Annotated in this window: 14 protein-coding genes and 1 pseudogene; 2 read left to right on the forward strand and 13 right to left on the reverse strand. The window is 40.6% G+C overall.

The genetic code is table 11. The features are described from left to right. Window positions 1–80 precede the first annotated feature (80 nt). The 4 genes from AYJ58_RS17035 to istA form a co-directional block, all read right to left on the reverse strand. Window positions 81–1,457: a sensor histidine kinase gene (locus AYJ58_RS17035; RefSeq protein ID WP_106651028.1), complete on the reverse strand. Its 1,377-nt coding sequence runs from the start codon at window positions 1,455–1,457 to the stop codon at window positions 81–83. After that, window positions 1,454–2,995, reverse strand: a complete 1,542-nt coding sequence (locus tag AYJ58_RS17040; protein WP_106651029.1) for a DUF3369 domain-containing protein — start codon at window positions 2,993–2,995, stop codon at window positions 1,454–1,456. Before AYJ58_RS17040 ends, AYJ58_RS17035 begins: the two co-directional genes overlap by 4 nt. A gap of 98 nt (window positions 2,996–3,093) precedes the next feature. Beyond that, the gene (istB, locus tag AYJ58_RS17045) at window positions 3,094–3,849 is read right to left on the reverse strand and encodes an IS21-like element helper ATPase IstB (protein WP_088586649.1); all 756 of its coding nucleotides are present in this window, start codon (window positions 3,847–3,849) and stop codon (window positions 3,094–3,096) included. 26 nt (window positions 3,850–3,875) lie between these two features. Then, entirely contained in the window at window positions 3,876–5,438 is a 1,563-nt protein-coding gene (istA, locus tag AYJ58_RS17050; protein ID WP_106650296.1) for an IS21 family transposase, read from the reverse strand. Window positions 5,439–5,889: 451 nt separating this feature from the next. Between istA and AYJ58_RS17055 the strand changes: the two genes are divergently transcribed. Together AYJ58_RS17055 and AYJ58_RS17060 are read left to right on the forward strand one after the other, a co-directional pair. Beyond that, complete coding sequence (locus tag AYJ58_RS17055) at window positions 5,890–6,339, forward strand: copper resistance protein NlpE (RefSeq protein ID WP_106651030.1); 450 nt, start codon at window positions 5,890–5,892, stop codon at window positions 6,337–6,339. 71 nt (window positions 6,340–6,410) lie between these two features. Then, window positions 6,411–7,115, forward strand: a complete 705-nt coding sequence (locus tag AYJ58_RS17060) for a HutD/Ves family protein (RefSeq protein ID WP_106651031.1) — start codon at window positions 6,411–6,413, stop codon at window positions 7,113–7,115. A gap of 37 nt (window positions 7,116–7,152) precedes the next feature. Here the strand turns inward: AYJ58_RS17060 and AYJ58_RS17065 are convergent. The 9 genes and pseudogenes from AYJ58_RS17065 to AYJ58_RS17105 form a co-directional block, all read right to left on the reverse strand. Beyond that, window positions 7,153–7,326 (reverse strand): annotated as a pseudogene (locus AYJ58_RS17065) (NAD-dependent epimerase/dehydratase family protein); the annotation flags it as partial. A 130-nt stretch (window positions 7,327–7,456) separates the two neighbouring features. After that, entirely contained in the window at window positions 7,457–8,809 is a 1,353-nt protein-coding gene (glmM, locus tag AYJ58_RS17070) for a phosphoglucosamine mutase (protein ID WP_106651032.1), read from the reverse strand. 83 nt (window positions 8,810–8,892) lie between these two features. Beyond that, window positions 8,893–9,933 carry a UDP-N-acetylglucosamine--undecaprenyl-phosphate N-acetylglucosaminephosphotransferase gene (wecA, locus tag AYJ58_RS17075; RefSeq protein WP_106651033.1) on the reverse strand — a complete coding sequence of 347 codons (1,041 nt, stop codon included), beginning with the start codon at window positions 9,931–9,933 and terminating at the stop codon, window positions 8,893–8,895. A 144-nt stretch (window positions 9,934–10,077) separates the two neighbouring features. Next, on the reverse strand, window positions 10,078–11,151 hold the full coding sequence (wecA, locus tag AYJ58_RS17080) for a UDP-N-acetylglucosamine--undecaprenyl-phosphate N-acetylglucosaminephosphotransferase (RefSeq protein WP_106651034.1): 1,074 nt from the start codon (window positions 11,149–11,151) through the stop codon (window positions 10,078–10,080). Window positions 11,152–11,460: 309 nt separating this feature from the next. Next, on the reverse strand, window positions 11,461–12,627 hold the full coding sequence (locus tag AYJ58_RS17085; protein ID WP_106651035.1) for a nucleotide sugar dehydrogenase: 1,167 nt from the start codon (window positions 12,625–12,627) through the stop codon (window positions 11,461–11,463). Then, a complete protein-coding gene (locus tag AYJ58_RS17090; protein ID WP_106651036.1) occupies window positions 12,627–13,421 on the reverse strand; it encodes a glycosyltransferase family 2 protein in 795 nt (264 codons plus the stop codon). Before AYJ58_RS17090 ends, AYJ58_RS17085 begins: the two co-directional genes overlap by 1 nt. A gap of 14 nt (window positions 13,422–13,435) precedes the next feature. Continuing rightward, complete coding sequence (locus AYJ58_RS17095) at window positions 13,436–14,518, reverse strand: glycosyltransferase (protein ID WP_106651037.1); 1,083 nt, start codon at window positions 14,516–14,518, stop codon at window positions 13,436–13,438. Beyond that, window positions 14,502–15,713, reverse strand: coding sequence for an oligosaccharide flippase family protein (locus tag AYJ58_RS17100; RefSeq protein ID WP_106651038.1), 1,212 nt, complete (start codon window positions 15,711–15,713; stop codon window positions 14,502–14,504). Before AYJ58_RS17100 ends, AYJ58_RS17095 begins: the two co-directional genes overlap by 17 nt. Further along, window positions 15,710–16,978, reverse strand: coding sequence for a hypothetical protein (locus tag AYJ58_RS17105; RefSeq protein ID WP_106651039.1), 1,269 nt, complete (start codon window positions 16,976–16,978; stop codon window positions 15,710–15,712). The genes AYJ58_RS17100 and AYJ58_RS17105 overlap by 4 nt, the downstream gene beginning before the upstream one ends. Window position 16,979 lies beyond the last annotated feature (1 nt).

Genomic DNA, 16,979 nt, shown 5'->3' on the forward strand with positions numbered 1-16,979 from the left:
AAGACGACGAGCCGGAAGAACGGATAACAGGACATGAGCCATTCAATTAAGACAAACGCCTTTGCTGAACTGAGTGTTGACTAATCTACGCCCTTACTACTTTCGGGGATCAGCATCTCAATACGTAACCCTTGATTTGGTGCCGAGAAGAGTGAAACATCACCATTGAGCTTTTGGGTAACCAGATTATAAATAATCGACATCCCTAACCCTGTGCCACCACTTTGGCGCGCAGTGGTGAAAAATGGCTCGAATGCTTTGGCTTTCACTTCATCGGACATGCCGATGCCATTGTCTTGATACGTCATCTTGATTCGTGATCCCTCCTTTTCAACCACAATATCAATTTGTTTATCTGCGGCGAAGTCATCGGGGAAAGCATGGCGAAAACTGTTAGCAACTAAATTGGTAAAGATCTGAGCGATCGCTCCTGGGTAAGAATCAATGAAAATATTGTCATCGAGTTCCACTTTTAAGGTGATGTTTTTCTTACGCATTAAAGGCTTTAACGAACTAAAAATTTGGAAAATATAATTCTTTAAATTAAAGTGCTCACGTTCCAATATCGATTGATCTGCGGCAGTACGTTTAAAGTTATGCACCAGTTCAGCAGCGCGGGAAAGATTACGCTCGATTAAACATAAACCGTCCTGCATTGTATTGATAAAGCTGACAAACTTATCTTCATCGAGATCGTTTTTCTCGAATGATCCTTTTAGTAGCGACAGCTCATCCAAGCAATGGGTCACGGATGTCACCGCGATACCCAGCGGCGTATTGACCTCATGGGCCACACCGGCGACTAAACTGCCTAAGGCGGCCATTTTTTCATTCTCAATTAAGTGCTTTTGGGTCGATTTTAGGGTTGATAAGGCCGTCTCGAGCTCCGTTGTTCGCAGTTCAACTTGATGCTCTAAATCGGCATTAATGAGTTTGAGCTGTTGCTGGTATTCGAGGATCTCCTTAGCACTCATGGCTCGGCCGAACAGATCGGCTAGTGCCGAAGCAAACGCCTTTTCATCCCGCGTCCATTCCCTCGCCTCACCTTGATGCTCAGAACAAATAATCCCCACCATTTTGCCGTGGTGACGAATGGGGCTATCTAGCATAGAGGTGATCTGATTCGGTTTCAGATAGGTTTCAACAAACTCTTTGGTGGCGGGATCGGTTTGGGCATTATTGGCGACAATAGTGCGCTCATTGTCGAGTAGGCTGAAATAATGCGGAAACTGCGCACGAGTGAGCACTAACGCCTCTTGCGGCTGTTGGTGGTCGAGTAAATAATAACAAGCGATAGTCTGATTATCCTGACCAAACAACCAAATGCCCGCCCGCGAGATATGTAATCCCTTACAGATTGAACTCACAATAAGTTGCGAGGCTTGAATGAGATCGCCCTCATCAATAACCTGAGATTTACTAACATCAAATAGGATTCGATCAAGCATTCGGGTCATAGCGGTTCATCCGGAATATGGATATGTAGGGAGGCAAACGCATCTAACAGTTTTAGGCTAGCTTCACACAATACGGGGTCAAACTGCTTACCCGATTGCGCCAAAATATACTCTCGCACCGCATCGACTGACCACGCCTCTTTGTAACTGCGCTTGGAAAGCAAGGCATCAATTACATCGACAATCGCCATGAGTCGGCCTTCAATGGGAATATCTTCCTTAGCAATTCCACGGGGATAACCTTGCCCATCCCAACGCTCATGGTGGGTATAAGCGATTCGGGCACCCATTTTGGCAATAATACGATTTGAGCCTGCGAGCAAGTTATAGCCTTTCTCAGCATGGGTTTGCATGATCGCCCATTCCTCGGCATCAAGCTTGCCTGGCTTATGTAAGATACTCTCAGGGATACCTATTTTACCTACATCGTGCAAAGGCGCGGCGTAACGAATCGTTTCAATAAAGTCGGCGTTCATGCCAATGGCAATCGCGAGCATTTCAGTCATGCGCGCAACCCGGCGTACATGGGCTCCGGTCTCTTTACTGCGCTGCTCAATGGCATCGCCTATGATTAAAATCAGCTCCCTTTGTGTTTGCTGTACATTTTCACGGCCCGACAAATTCTCGAAGGTTAAGCTCACATTCGCCGCAAATAACTCAAGAATACTGACTTGAAAATCCGTTAACTTAGTGTCGTGTTGCAAATATAAAATACTGGTGACATGGCCACTTAGCTCATAAAATCCAACGTAAATATTGTCACGAACGAGCGAAGTTCTTAGCGCAATGGCCTCAATAATATACTCACGTACATCCCCTGGTAGCGTCTCAACGCTGCCACCTTCACAGTAACTGACCATATCGCCCGTGGCGGCCAGTAGGTTCATTTGGGTATCGAGGTAAAGGTCTTGATGGTAACTCGTGAGATACAGGGCTGAGCTTTCAAGATTGAGTAACTGCAGGGTCTGTTCGAGCACCGCACTGCCAAAATTATGCAATGTATGGCTTTTAAGCACAGAGGTAGAGGCGGCAATGACTTTCTCCATCCCCTTTTGGCTTTGCTCGATAATTTTAATATCGCGATAGGAACGCAGCGAAGTGTAGACACAAGACTTAAGCCGAGCCGCGGTAAGTTCTGTTTTGGCCTTGTAATCATTGATATCAAAATCCCGAATTACTTGTTCTTCTGGTGCCTGTCCCGGCTGACCTGTGCGTAAAATGATGCGGGTGCTGTGATTATTTAATTCAGTACGGATTTTTTGAACCAGTTCTAATCCGGCATGGTCGGTTTCCATGACCACATCAATAAAAGCCAATGCGATATCTGTTTCGGTTTGAAGTAACGCTAAGCCTTCCGCAGCGCTGTAACAGGAATAAAACTGTAATACCCGATTATCTAAGGTCAGATTTTTCAGAGCAAATCGAGTCACCTCATGGATCCCAGGCTCATCATCAATAATGGCAACTTTCCAAATGCCTTGTTTAGGCTTATGGGGTGTATCCTCGATAACATCAGCACTTTTCTTAAATAACGCCACAGAACCACCGTCTACGATTGGCTAATAACATCATTTCGATCAGTCAATAACATCATGCCGATCACGATTTTTCTTCCCGCATTTACAACATCTTTGTTTTACTCTGCTTGATCGGCATGCGTCAAGTTTGTGCCCTGTTTTCGCATCGATTCACCCGTTAACGTCACTCTCACAGCACGATGGATCAGCCTGTCTAAGATGGCTTCGGCAAAAGTTGCTTCACCTATCATGGCGTACCATTTATCCACTGGCAGCTGGCTCGCTACCAAGGTGGATACCTTGCCATGACGGGTATCGATGATCTCCAGTAGATTACTGCGTTCGCTCGCATCCAGCATTTCCATGCCCCAGTCATCTAAAATCAAGATCGCAACTTGAGTCAGTTGTGTTATCAACTTAGGGTAACTGCCATCGGCTTGGGCGAGTCGCATTTCCTCAAGCAACGTTTTTAAGCGATAGTAGCGCACACCCATGCCTTGGCGGATGAAGTAACGTCCCAGAGCGCAGGCCAGATAGCTTTTGCCACACCCTGCCGCGCCGGTTAGCAGTAGGTTTTGTTGATGCCTCAGCCAGTGACCTTCTAGCAACTGGCGGATCTGTGCGGGGGTAAACCCTCGACTGGCACGATAGTCCAGTTGCTCGATTTGCCCCATCAGCCTAAAACAGGCTTGTTTTTCTAACCGATTGATTTTGCGTTGCTCTCTTTGTAGCAGTTCGTGACTGAGCAGCAGTTGTAGCCGCTCTTCAAAACTCATGTCTTGATAAAGCATGGCTTGCTCTTGTTGTTGTGCGAGCGCTTGCTTCACGCCACCTAAATGCAGTTGGCTAAGTTGTTCTTCGACGCGTAATTGCATCTTTGTCTCCTTGTTATTTATTGACGTTAGTGGAAGTAGCTCTCACCATGCACGTTGTCGTGGCTGATGGCTTGCAGTGGGTCGTGCTTGTTGGTGTAGATTGGCTGCTGCTCTAAGCCATTTTTAAGCATGGCGCGAATGTTGTGCAGGCGGTTAGCCCCTGTCAGCTGGCCCCGTAAACAGGCCGCTTCTAGCCGGTCTTTACCGTAGGTTTTGCTTTGCCCTAACAGTGCCAAGCAGGGCCTTACCGCTTGGGCCGGATGCTCGGCTTGCCGGATAAACTCATGCACCCAATGTGCGGTATAGGGCCCTATCGAGGCAGCCCAGTGGTGCAAGCGTTCGGGCGACCATTCGAGCAGTGCCTGGTGATGTGCGGGCATATGCTCGCTCAGGCTCGTGTGTTGACCTTTACGCTGACTGCGTACATGCTCGGCGACTACCTTGCCATGGTGATAAAACACCAGGGTATGCTCCGTGATTTGTACCGTTAATCGCTTACCCTGTAAGGCGTAAGGGACTGAGTAATAGTGTTTTTCTATATCAACATGGTAATCCTTGCCCACGAGTACCTGTTGCACTTTGGTGTACTGATAACGGTAACTGGGTAAGGGCTTTAGCGCAGGCGCATCCAACTCGGTAAACAAAGATGCACGACTACCGGGGAGCTTTTGGAAGGGCTTTTGATTGAGGCGCGTCAACAACTCACCAATGCGCTGGTTGAGCTGTGCTAGGCTATGGAACACTTCATGGCGCAGCACCGCCAAAATCCAGCGGGTGACGATTTGTACGCCGACTTCAGCCTTGGATTTATCTTTGGGCTTACGGGGACGCGCCGGCATGATCGCTGTGCCGAAATGGGCGGCTAACATTTGATAGGTCGGATTCAAGTCTGGATCGGTATTGCGTGCCACACTGACGGCACTTTTGAGGCAATCGGGTACCACTAATTGCGGCACACCGCCGAAGAACTCAAATGCCCGTTTGTGGCTCATTACCCAGTCTTCGAGCTGTTGTGAGCGAGTCGCTTCGGCGAAGGTGTAGTTAGATGCACCCAATACCGCGACAAAGATTTGAGCCTTGTAAAGCAGTTCCCCAGTGTGCGGATCAATGATGGGCACCGTTTGCCCACAATAATCGACAAACAGTTTTTCTCCGGCGATATGGGTCTGACGCATCGACGGTTGCAACACGCTAGCCCACTCTTTATACAAGCGACAAAAGTGGTTATAGCTGTAATGTGTTTGGCCGTTACGCTCAGCATACTCTTGCCATAATCGCTCAAGTGTCATGCCTTTTTGGTCCGGTCGTTTTAACTCCTGATGCAACATGGCCCAGTTAGGCAGGGGTTTGTACTGTTTTTTATGCACAGTTTGAGTGTTGAGAAAGGCACGTTCCAAAGTGACATCGTCCCAGATATCACTGAGTGGCCAGTCATGGATCCCGAGGTGTGCAGCACGGTTAGCATAATAGGATACCGTGCTAGGGGAGACATGAAGGCTAAGCGCAATCTGCCTGTGTGATAGGCGAGCCTGATATTTTAGGCGCAGAATTTCTTTCAGTTTTCTCACAGTAATAGGCCTCGCAGACATGCACTTTCCTCAGATTAAATGAGCAGAAAGTGCGGGTTTAACGAAGCGAGGAGAAAAAGTCACGCAATAACATGCATGTCGATCAGGGTTTACCATAAAGAAGCAAAAGTGATCGGTTTGCGATGTTATTGAGCGATCGACATGAATGTTATTGGATGATCGGCATGAATGTTATTAGGCGATCGCCATGCATGGTAATACGCATACGATGAATAGTTAAGCTTTAGTATAGATTCAATCTCGAAAGTGACTAGTTTCAAAGGATAAATTATCATCTTATTAGTTACAGACTTTAGGCTAATCACTAACACTCTCGCCACGTGGAATACAAAGACACAAAACTTAACCTATTGTTATAAATTAGGAATAGTCAAAGTTAGGCTCTGCCAACCTTGACGGGTATGATGAATACACTTAATCCATAACACCCTGAAATGCTATTGGAGCCACTATGAACAAATCACTATGTTACATCGCGCTGCTGGCCTTATTTACCACGGCTTGCTCAGAAGCCTCAAAAGAAAGCACTGCGGTTAATACAGCCCAAGTTCAAACAGAAGCCGCTACAACCGTCCCTGTCGGCGATACCAGTCAAAATTCACTCGATTGGGCAGGCAGCTATGAAGGTGTGTTGCCATGCGCCAGTTGCGAAGGTATTCAAACCCTAATCACATTACAATCTGATAATAGCTTTGTTCAAGAAACGGTTTATTTGGGTAAAGATGAGAAGATTTTTAAATTGATAGGCAAAGCGGTGTGGGATGAGAAAGGCCAAAAAATCACCTTGGATGATGGCACACAATATCTGGTCGGCGAAAATCAACTGATCATGTTAGATACTGAAGGCAAAAGAATTACCGGCGATCTGGCCGCTAATTATGTATTGGAAAAGAAACAATAGCAGAACAAATATACGCTCAAGGTTGAGCGAGCATCATTAATAAACCTCAAGGTAAATACAGAGACAAAGGAATGACTTCAGATAAACACACGCAACTGATCCGCTACCAAGATTGCCCATCAACACCATGGAAAAATGGCGGCGGCAGTACCAAACAGTTACTTATTTCCCCAAGTAATGCGGATTTATCCAACTTTGATTATCGAATAAGCATAGCCAGCATTAGTAGCAACGGACCCTTTTCCTCATTTATTGGCATAGACAGACAACTGGTTATCCTTGAAGGCGATGGTGTCGAACTCAACATCAATAGTCGTGAAGAGGCAAAACAGCTGATTGACCTTAGGGGAGAAGAAAGAATACAGGGAGACGCAGATACAACTGAATATAAGAGGCTTACACCCGCAGATAACCCATTCTGCTTTGCAGGTGAAACCTCAATAACAAGCAAACTATTAGGTAGTGATGTTATTGATTTTAATGTTATGACCAAACGCGCAGCATTTAAAGCGCTGACTCAAAGGCTCAACGTTAATGGCATATTTATCGAAAAACATGCGGCCATATCGAACACCGCCATCGATGCACACCATAACAAGACAGAAGCGCCTATCGTTCAACTACTCTGCTGTTTAGATACAATGACATGGGAGCATAATGGGGAGAGCATCAAGATCATGCCATACGACATACTTATCATTAAACCAGACCAAGATATAAAATTAGTCACGACAGCGCCAAGTCAATTACTTAGCGTCACCATTACGGCCTGTTAACCATAAAAAGCAGTTCTTGCTTCTAAGGCAACCCAAAATCAGCCTGAATAAAATGATAGCGCTCATTAGCAGCAATATCGGCGAAAGCATCAGAGTGGCTCGCATAGGTTAACTTATCAAGATTAAGTACATGACAGTCTGTTTGTTGGATCAGTATCCGCACCAAGGCTAAACCGATAAAGCCTGCACCACCAGTAACTAGCACTCGCATATCGCCTACCCCAAAAATAAAAAGCATTAAAATAAAAAAGCCAGAAAGCATACAACTTTCTGGCTTCAAAATTCAGCATATCAATACCTGAATGAACACGTATAACCGTTAGCTTAAATAGCTCTAAGGTTTAAGCCGCTCGAACCGCATCCGCGATATATTCTGCTTGAGTCTGCGTCATTATAGTATCCGTGGATTCGACCATTACGCGAATAAGCGGCTCTGTTCCGGATTTGCGCAACAGCACTCGCCCTTGGTCACCTAAAATCTCTTCTGCTTTAATCACGGCTTGCTGAACACTCGTCGTCGCTAAAATGCTGTCGGCATTAGCCGTAGCTAAACGTACATTTATAAGTACCTGCGGGAACTTAGTCATCCCCGCTTTAATATCGGCTAAACGTTTACCTGACTCTAATACAGCTTTAAGTACCTGTAAGGATGCAACAATACCATCACCCGTTGAAGCATGCTGCAAACTCAATATATGTCCTGAACCCTCACCGCCCAATTGCCAGCCAGTCGCTTTAAGCTGTTCAACTACATAACGGTCGCCTACTTTTGCGCGAACAAAAGGAATTTCCATCTGCTTAAGCGCAAGCTCTAAGCCAAGATTTGACATTAAGGTACCAACCACGCCCCCCACCATTTCGCCTTTGCAGTGAGCAGCATGAGCAAGGATAAATAAAATCTCATCACCATCCACTACATGGCCATTGTGATCGACAAACATAACACGGTCAGCATCACCATCGAGCGCAATCCCTAAATCAGCTTCATGCACCATAACCGCAGTTTGCAAACTGTCTAAATGTGTCGCGCCGCAGTGATCATTAATATTCACGCCGTTAGGTTTGTCATTGATGCTAATCACTTCAGCACCGAGTTCACGGTAAACATTAGGCGCGATATGGTATGCAGCACCATGGGCACTATCGACAACAATCTTCAATCCCGCTAGAGACAAATGATTTGGAAAAGTGCCTTTGCAGAACTCAATATAACGACCGGCAGCATCATCAATACGGCGTACTTTTCCCAGTTTTTCCGAGGCAACACACTCCATTGCATTCTGGTTCAGCGCCTTTTCTAACAAGGCTTCGATTTCCAGTTCCTGCGCATCATTTAACTTAGTACCGGAATTAGAAAAGAACTTAATGCCATTATCATAAAATGGATTGTGTGATGCGCTGATCACCAACCCTGCGTCAGCCCTAAAGGTCGAGGCTAAATACGCCACCGCGGGTGTAGGCATAGGGCCAATGAGCGCAACATTCACGCCCGCAGCAGAAAACCCCGCTTCCATTGCCGACTCAAGCATATAGCCACTGCTACGAGTATCTTTACCAATCAGTACTTCTTTAGTGCCCGTGGACGCCAGCACAGTACCCGCTGCCCAACCTAACTTCATCGCAAAATCAGGCGTAATAGGGAAAGAGCCAACTTTGCCACGCACACCGTCAGTTCCAAAATACTTCCTAGACATAAAAAATCCTTCAACGAATGATAAAAAGCAAAATGCCAATTCAAATGAATTGGCATTTTGAAACTAACTATTTATAAGAGCGATTACTTACGAATCCAAGTCAATAATTGCCATACATTAGATAGAGCCCAATTGTACGCTGCAAAAATAGCCAAAAAAGTAATAAACATAATTGAGTCAGGAACATGTGCAATCTCAGCTGCTACACCGATAACAGCAAGCAATAAAGACGCTAATGAAATTCGGATCAATGTTTGCTTACGATTGTAGCCAGCACGCTCAAAGATATGGTGCAAATGATCACGGTCGGGCTTAAATGGCGACATGCCCTTTTTTACACGTCTATACATAATTGCGGTCATATCCATGAGCGGAATAGCGATTAAATATAACGCAGTGACAGGGCTAAACACACTCGTATCAGGTTGAGTACCAATAACAAGCATCCATACGACAGTCAAACCGATTAGCATACTACCGGCGTCACCCATGAAGATTTTTTCAAAAGAAGGAAACGGCCATTTCAAATTGAAAAGCAAGTACCCAACAATTGCTCCAATAAACAACAAAGGTAACATAAACCAGCTGTTATCAGCCCAATAAAACAAAAAAGCTAAAGATGAAAAGGTAACTAAACTCAGCATGCCAGCCAAACCATCGATACCATCTACCATGTTGAAAGCGTTGATTGCACCTATGACGGCTAAAACTGTAACAACAATACCTACATAGCCTAATTTGAACTCAAAAAAATGTAGAATGTGACCAAATGATGTTAAATATAGTCCTGCACCAAAGATCAATATTGATGCCGTAATCACCTGTGCAGCCATTCTCACCCGTACAGAAAGATCATATTTATCGTCAAGGACACCCAGAAAAAGAATTAAGGCAGCTGAAATCAGGTATAGGTTAAAAACTTGACTCTGCTCTATCACGATGCTCGAAACAAGTAGCACACTAAAATAGATAGATATGCCACCAATCAAGGGGATAGCACCTACATGTAACTTACGTTCATTCGGTAAATCTACTAAACCGACCCGTTGAGCAATAGGGTTAAACACTTTAATTGCAACACAGGTTAAGCAAAACACAGTAATAAGTGGTATGAGGTATTCCATAATCTCTTCCTTAAGCCAAATACATCATTATAAAAATGACTTTACTAACATTTTATTTCAGAAAAATGACACAGAATTATAGCAGTAACAGATGAAACAGATAAGCCATGAAGCAACAGAAAATGCACTGCTCGGTTTAAGCCATTAAATAGACTTATTAAATTTAAAATCTCTACGCAAAAATGCAGTAATCCGCCATATATTATTCATAACGATAAAATACAAAGTAAAAGTAGCCAAAAATGCAAAAAACATTATATTTTCATTCACTTTAGCAAGCTCGGACCAAATTCCAATTGCAGCCATCATACTTGCAGCGGCACAAATAACTAATAATGACATGTGGGATGATAACCCCACACGTTGACAGATATGGTGCAAATGTTCTCGATCTGGCTTAAAAGGCGATTGGCCTTTACGAATACGACGGATCATGATGCACACCATATCCATCAGCGGCAGCGCAATAAGCCAAAGTGCGGTTACAGGCCTAATTGCAGTTGCTCGTTCACCTTGACTTGCCACAATCAAAAGCCATATCACGGTAAAGCCGATGAAAATACTGCCTGCATCACCCATAAATACTTTAAAACGCTTACCAAATGGAAAGCCTAAATTGAGCATGATGTAAGGCAGCATAGCAGTCACAAGCAGTGCACAGAAAGTGGCAAAACTATGCATACCATGTAAATAAAACAAGATACCCAAACCACCAAAGGTGACTGATGCTAAACCACCAAGCAATCCATCAATACCATCCACCATATTAAAGGCATTGATTGCACCGATAACCGCCACCACAGTTAACACATAACTGGCAACTTCAGGTATTTGCAACGCCTCACTGCCCATCAAATAGCCGAGATTATGCAAACTACGTTCGCCCAACATAATCATCAACAATGAAATAATTGCTTGTACAACAAGGCGAAACTTGAAACTAATATCATAACGATCATCAATCACACCTATGGCCACAAGAATAAAGGCACATCCGGCATACAATTGCGGCGCCAGCAATAATTCAGGTGCTAAGAGCAATGTAAGCATCATGGTAAAAAAAACCGAGATCCCACCAACTAACGGAATCTGCCCAGTATGATGCTTGCGATCATTAGGCTTATCCACTAATCCCGTTTTTTTTGCAATCTTGCGAAACACAAACAAACTGATAAAAGAGATAAAAAACACAAATAAAACAGCGATGTTTGTTGACATAAAACGACTCAATAATAATGCAGAAAAGAGAGCGGGCTTTACCGTTCTGGAGAGGTACTATACAACTACTAGATTCGAGAAAATTGGAAGTTTTCAGACACACTAACAGAACACTTAGTTCGCGGTATGCAGTAAAAGTTAAAAGCTCAGCGCTTCACTTAAGGTAACAGGTGAATGCTACACCACTAAATAGTAACCGTCATCCCCGCGAAGGCGGGGATCCAGCTTTTGGCCTTTAAACCAGTAGCCACAAAATAACTATAACAATAGATATCACACTAAAAACACTCACAACTATGCAGTTGAGCCTCAATCGCTTCCAAACAGATCGCGGGTATAGACTTTATCTGCCACATCTGCCAGTTCCTTAGCCATACGATTTGACACAATAACATCAGCAACCGCTTTAAAGGCTGTTAAATCGGTAACTACGCGGGAATGGAAGAACTCTTTCTCATTGAGCACTGGCTCATAAACAATGACCTCAATCCCTTTAGCTTTAAGGCGCTTCATAATGCCTTGAATGCTGGACGCGCGAAAGTTATCCGAACCAGATTTCATAATTAGGCGATAAATGCCCACGACCTTTGGATTACGTCTTAAAATAGATTCAGCAATAAAGTCTTTACGGGTAGTGTTTGATTCAACGATTGCACCAATAATGCTATTAGGCACATCGGCATAGTTGGCCCGCAGTTGTTTAGTATCTTTCGGTAAACAGTAACCGCCGTAACCAAAGGATGGATTATTGTAGTGATTACCAATACGCGGATCTAAACACACCCCTTCAATAATTTGGCGCGAATCTAAATCATGAGTCTCAGCATAAGTATCAAGCTCATTAAAGTAAGCTACACGCATCGCAAGATAAGTATTAGAGAATAATTTAACCGCTTCGGCCTCGGTCGAATCGGTAAATAACACTTCAATATCTTTTTTCACTGCGCCTTGCACTAATAAATCAGCAAAGACTTTAGCGCGCTCGCTGCGTTCACCCACAATAATCCGTGAAGGATGCAAATTATCATAAAGAGCTTTCCCCTCACGCAAAAACTCAGGCGAGAATAAAATATTATCGCTGTTATATTTTTGCTTGACCTTAGCAGTAAAGCCTACTGGTACTGTGCTTTTAATTACCATCACCGCTTGAGGGTTAATCGCTAACACATCTTGAATAACCGACTCAACTGAAGAAGTATTAAAGTAATTGGTTTTTGCGTCGTAATCCGTTGGAGTTGCAATGATCACAAACTCAGCATCTTGATATGCAAGTTGCTTATCTAATGTCGCCGTTAAATTAAGCTCGCGATGTACTAAAAAGTCTTCAATCTCAGCATCAACAATCGGTGATTTGCGAGCGTTGATTAACGCCACTTTATGCGCGATAACATCAACCGCAGTAACTTGATGGTGCTGAGCTAATAAAACAGCATTGGAGAGGCCCACATAGCCTGTTCCTGCAATAGAGATTTTCATTAATTCTTCCAAAAAAATTCATTAACAGTTGAGCTTGGTTTTACTAATTTGTGCTTAACCAATTCAAACCTTACAACACTTCGTAAATGCCAATAGAAATGCTTTGAAAAAATACGCCTATTGTTGTGCATAGCTAAGTGAACGGCTTTAATATAAGGAAGGTAAATTAAAGGAACTCCGTTCGCCTTACTTCGATAACAAATATCTATATCCTCACAATACATAAAATATGATTCATCAAATCCCATTAAAGATTTATAATGAGAGGCTTTAAATGCTAAGAAAGAACCTGCAGCCCAATCAACTGTTGACTGTTCAACAATATGTGATTTATCTAAAACTGAGTTATTTCTTTTAAACAAAAAAGAAGATATGAAATCTAACAAACTTGGAAAACTTCTAATTGAATTGTCATAATTTGAAAAATCATAGTCACGAAAAAGGTTAACCGCACAAAGTTTTAAACCATTATAAAACATGGTATAAGATAGGTTTTCTATAGCAGATGATTCAATTATCACATCAGGATTGAGAACAATAAAAATATCGTCATCACTCATAGATAAGTAATTTTTAGCATAATTATAAATATAATTGTTATTTGCACCAAAACCTAACCCATATGATTCATTTATCCAATGAAAGTTCTTATTCATATTGAGTTCAGAAAAATCATCACCTTCAATGTTAGACTTAACTATAACATGAAACTTTAGGCACAAACCTTCTAAACATTTGATTCGATTAATCAAATTCGCATGATTATGAGATACAACGGAGATAAAGACAGACATAAAACACCTAAAGGTTAAGAAAGTAACTCAAAGTTCCACTCACTGGGATTCTTCAATGAAGATGAAAGCCTTCGAGAGCCCTCCGAAAACTTATTCCAATTATCTATAGAAGTATTAATTGCCTCGAATGCAGATATAGCATCATTTGAAAAATAAACTGCGTCAGAACCACATAGGGTATGTGAATATGGCTTATCCGCAACTACAATTGGAAGCCCTGTGCACATAGACTCTACTAATGAATTACCAAAAGTTTCTGCTTGCGATGGAAAAAATAAAATCAAAGATTTTTGATACCAATCAACAATAACTTCTTGTGGAACTTCACCTATATTAACAATTAAACCAGATAAATTGTTTTTATCTATCTGTTCAAGGATGTGTTTACCCTCTCCATTGACATCGAGAGTTATAATAAAAAAATACCCACTAGATTCAAACCAATCGCGATATGCAAGTACAAGGCTAATAATAAGCTCATGGTTTTTGTGCGCATAATAACGGCTAGGGTAAAAAAAAGCTTTCTGGCGAGAAGAAAATGAAGATATTGGTAAGTCTCTTAATTTTAAAATGCGTTTTGACACAGGATTACCAAGAACCTTAATTAAACCAGTATATTCTGGATAAGAAACGAGAAACATGTCTTTCATGGCATTGGTTTGCAAAACTAAGACCTGAGTGCTTTTCAAAGTTAGCTTAAACATTAACTTTCTAATTATTTCTATTAAGTAGTGTTTTATAGATTTAATTTGCCTCCAGGCTTCCTTATCAACAAGGTAGGGATGTCTCATAATTACAATCTTTTTAGATTTTATTTTTCTAGGGCTATAATTAGCCATTATGACAACCACATCAGCATCTAACTCATTGATAAACTGATGAAATACAAAAAAATCATAAAAAAATCTTTTAAATAATTTGAAATTATTAAAATTAACTTTTAGGACCTCACTGTAATTTACATCATCAAAGAAGGCATTATCCTCTACAATAAACTTTGAAATTTTTGCACGTAACTCATCGTCCCTTAAAATAACTTTAGAAACATTAGATGTACCAGCACTATTGGTATTAATTGAATTATATATTACTTTCATGTTCACCAATTTTATTTATAGACAGTAGAATAGAAAAAAACAACATCAAAAACCAAGTTAAAACCATCGAAAATAACGCACCATTAATTTTAAAAAAATAGATAAAAATATAACTAGAAACAATATGGAAACTCGCCATTGCAAAAGTCATTAATGATAAAGATTTTGTGTTTTCCAAGAAAAAAAGCGCATTTGCGGAAACCAAATATAAACCATTGAACAAAAAACCTAACGACATAAATAAAAAAATGAAATCAACCCCCGAATAATCAGAACCTAAAATGTATGGAAGGACTAAATATACGAATAACACACTTATAGTGCTGAGCGGAACAAATATCATTGAAAAAGACTTAAAGTTTTTAACATATTGTTTAATTGTACACCCATTTAATTTGAATTCTTCAAAAGAAATGGGTTGAAAGTACCGATTTAAAGCAACTGCCAAAATATTAACAATAATACCAAATTGTGTAGCTACAGAATAAATCCCTAGCTCAGTTTTCCCAACTAACTCACCTATCCAAAACCTATCTATTGAATTTAGTAACCAAGCGGATACTTGATGCAAAATTAGCGGTAAGCCAAAAACAAGTGCAGCTTTCACTGCTCTAAATGAAAAGCCACTTAATAATTCAATATCTTTTTTTAAAAAAACATAAAAAATACTGCATGACAAAAGCAATGAAATTAACCACGCATAAATTCTTCCATACATTCCAGATTCAAAGTAACTCAAAAAATACAATGTGATAAATAACGTAAAAAATGCATAGGTCAATTGAAATAGGAAAAGGGTTTTAAAATCTTTACATGACTGAAAATAAACAGTAAAAACTTGAAAAAAAACACTCAAAGAACCGATTATACTGCCTAACAAAAATAAAGGTTGACTATATATATAGGAAAATAAAAAAGTAAATAAAACTATCAACAACCCAATTACAAAATAGAATATAAGCAAAGATGAAAAATGTAGTTTGAACTCATCACTATATTTATAAAACCAAACAGGTATACTTCCAATTGTTCCGAAAGATATGATTATCACTAAAAAAGGAATACTGATCATAAGATAAGATAAAATAGCAAAATCTTCAGGCAGTATATAATGTGTTAAAACTGGAATTAGAATAAATGGAGCTATCTTACCAATTAGTTCTGCACCTAATGTAAAAATTAAATTTCGATTCATAGTAAACACTCATGGATAGCATTATGTACTTGATTTAAATATTCATCTTGACCAACACCAATATTTTCGTAATAGTAAGATGCCGATTTAAAACACTGAGCACTATGAATAACCAAATTTTCAAAATCAAAAATATTGGCCAGAGATTTTAAGTTATCTAACGATAAAGTTCCACAAACCTTATTTTCAATTAATCCATACCAATCTGGAACAGTATTCTGCCCATTAAAACAATAAACTGCTTTACTGCGCACTGCCGACTCTAACAACAAACCTGACATAGCTCCTATTACAACATTACAAGATTGAAGCGCTGTAATGGGTGACTCAAGCTTAGGATCGCTAAAACTTATATTATGGTTATTACTTATTTGCTTCCAGAGTTCTAGTCGTGGATCTGCAGGATGTGGGCGAAGAATAATTCTCTTATTTAATTCTAAAATATTTTTTATTACTAAACTTGATTCATTTATATTACTCACTAAACCTGTAGAAAAAAGCACATTGTCTGCTTCAGATAAATTATTATTTACATGGGAAGATATATAGCTACCTACAAACTTTACGTTGCATTCAGGTGCAACATCATAACATGCTATTGCATGCTTCCCTTCCAGAAGAGCTAAATTGTAATCTAAAGCAGGAAAACCACAGACAGCAGGAGCATGTTGAATAAAACAAGTTTTTATACCTAATGACTTGCATGCGCTGATTAGTGCTCTGTTAGACGGGTTATGGTCATTAGATACAATAACCGCCCTTGGTGATAATTTATTTAGCACCCTTAACCATTCCACATAATAACCAATAGACATTAAATAACCATCTAAATTAAATCTAAACGAATTAAACACATATTGATTAACAGAAATCAATTTCAATACCGTAATAGGCAAAAACAAAAAAGAAAATAAAAAACAATTAAAATATTGCAATTTAAAATCTGCACATCTGTTTTCGCTGATAGTCATTCCACGGACTTTTGAGACTATAGGGTTCAACGCTTTAAATTGATTTAGAGAACCATAATAAAATAGGAGTTTACTATTATTTTCGTTTGATATTTCGTATCCACTAAAAAACTTATAATCAGATACAGATCTAATACCTTTATAAATGTAAAGAAATAATCTTATAAATAATCCAGCCCTTCCTTTAGGTACAAAGAGTTCGAAATTACCAACTCTATTTAGAGTCATTGAAGACCAAGCATAGTTATTTATTACAGGGTCGAATTTTAATATTTGCTTTATAAAACTTAACATC

Source organism: Shewanella sp. Pdp11 (assembly GCF_002838165.1).
Classification (GTDB): Bacteria; Pseudomonadota; Gammaproteobacteria; order Enterobacterales; family Shewanellaceae; genus Shewanella; species Shewanella hafniensis.

Bases quoted from the DNA above. Each gene is read 5' to 3' on its own strand.
- AYJ58_RS17100 (WP_106651038.1), bottom strand. From the start codon at position 15,713: ATGAATCGAAATTTAATTTTTACATTAGGTGCAGAACTAATTGGTAAG.
- AYJ58_RS17095 (WP_106651037.1), bottom strand. From the start codon at position 14,518: ATGAAAGTAATATATAATTCAATTAATACCAATAGTGCTGGTACATCT.
- istA (WP_106650296.1), bottom strand. From the start codon at position 5,438: ATGTCTGCGAGGCCTATTACTGTGAGAAAACTGAAAGAAATTCTGCGC.
- istB (WP_088586649.1), bottom strand. From the start codon at position 3,849: ATGCAATTACGCGTCGAAGAACAACTTAGCCAACTGCATTTAGGTGGC.
- AYJ58_RS17060 (WP_106651031.1), top strand. From the start codon at position 6,411: ATGACTTCAGATAAACACACGCAACTGATCCGCTACCAAGATTGCCCA.
- glmM (WP_106651032.1), bottom strand. From the start codon at position 8,809: ATGTCTAGGAAGTATTTTGGAACTGACGGTGTGCGTGGCAAAGTTGGC.
- wecA (WP_106651034.1), bottom strand. From the start codon at position 11,151: ATGTCAACAAACATCGCTGTTTTATTTGTGTTTTTTATCTCTTTTATC.
- AYJ58_RS17035 (WP_106651028.1), bottom strand. From the start codon at position 1,457: ATGACCCGAATGCTTGATCGAATCCTATTTGATGTTAGTAAATCTCAG.
- wecA (WP_106651033.1), bottom strand. From the start codon at position 9,933: ATGGAATACCTCATACCACTTATTACTGTGTTTTGCTTAACCTGTGTT.
- AYJ58_RS17055 (WP_106651030.1), top strand. From the start codon at position 5,890: ATGAACAAATCACTATGTTACATCGCGCTGCTGGCCTTATTTACCACG.
- AYJ58_RS17090 (WP_106651036.1), bottom strand. From the start codon at position 13,421: ATGTCTGTCTTTATCTCCGTTGTATCTCATAATCATGCGAATTTGATT.
- AYJ58_RS17085 (WP_106651035.1), bottom strand. From the start codon at position 12,627: ATGAAAATCTCTATTGCAGGAACAGGCTATGTGGGCCTCTCCAATGCT.
- AYJ58_RS17105 (WP_106651039.1), bottom strand. From the start codon at position 16,978: ATGTTAAGTTTTATAAAGCAAATATTAAAATTCGACCCTGTAATAAAT.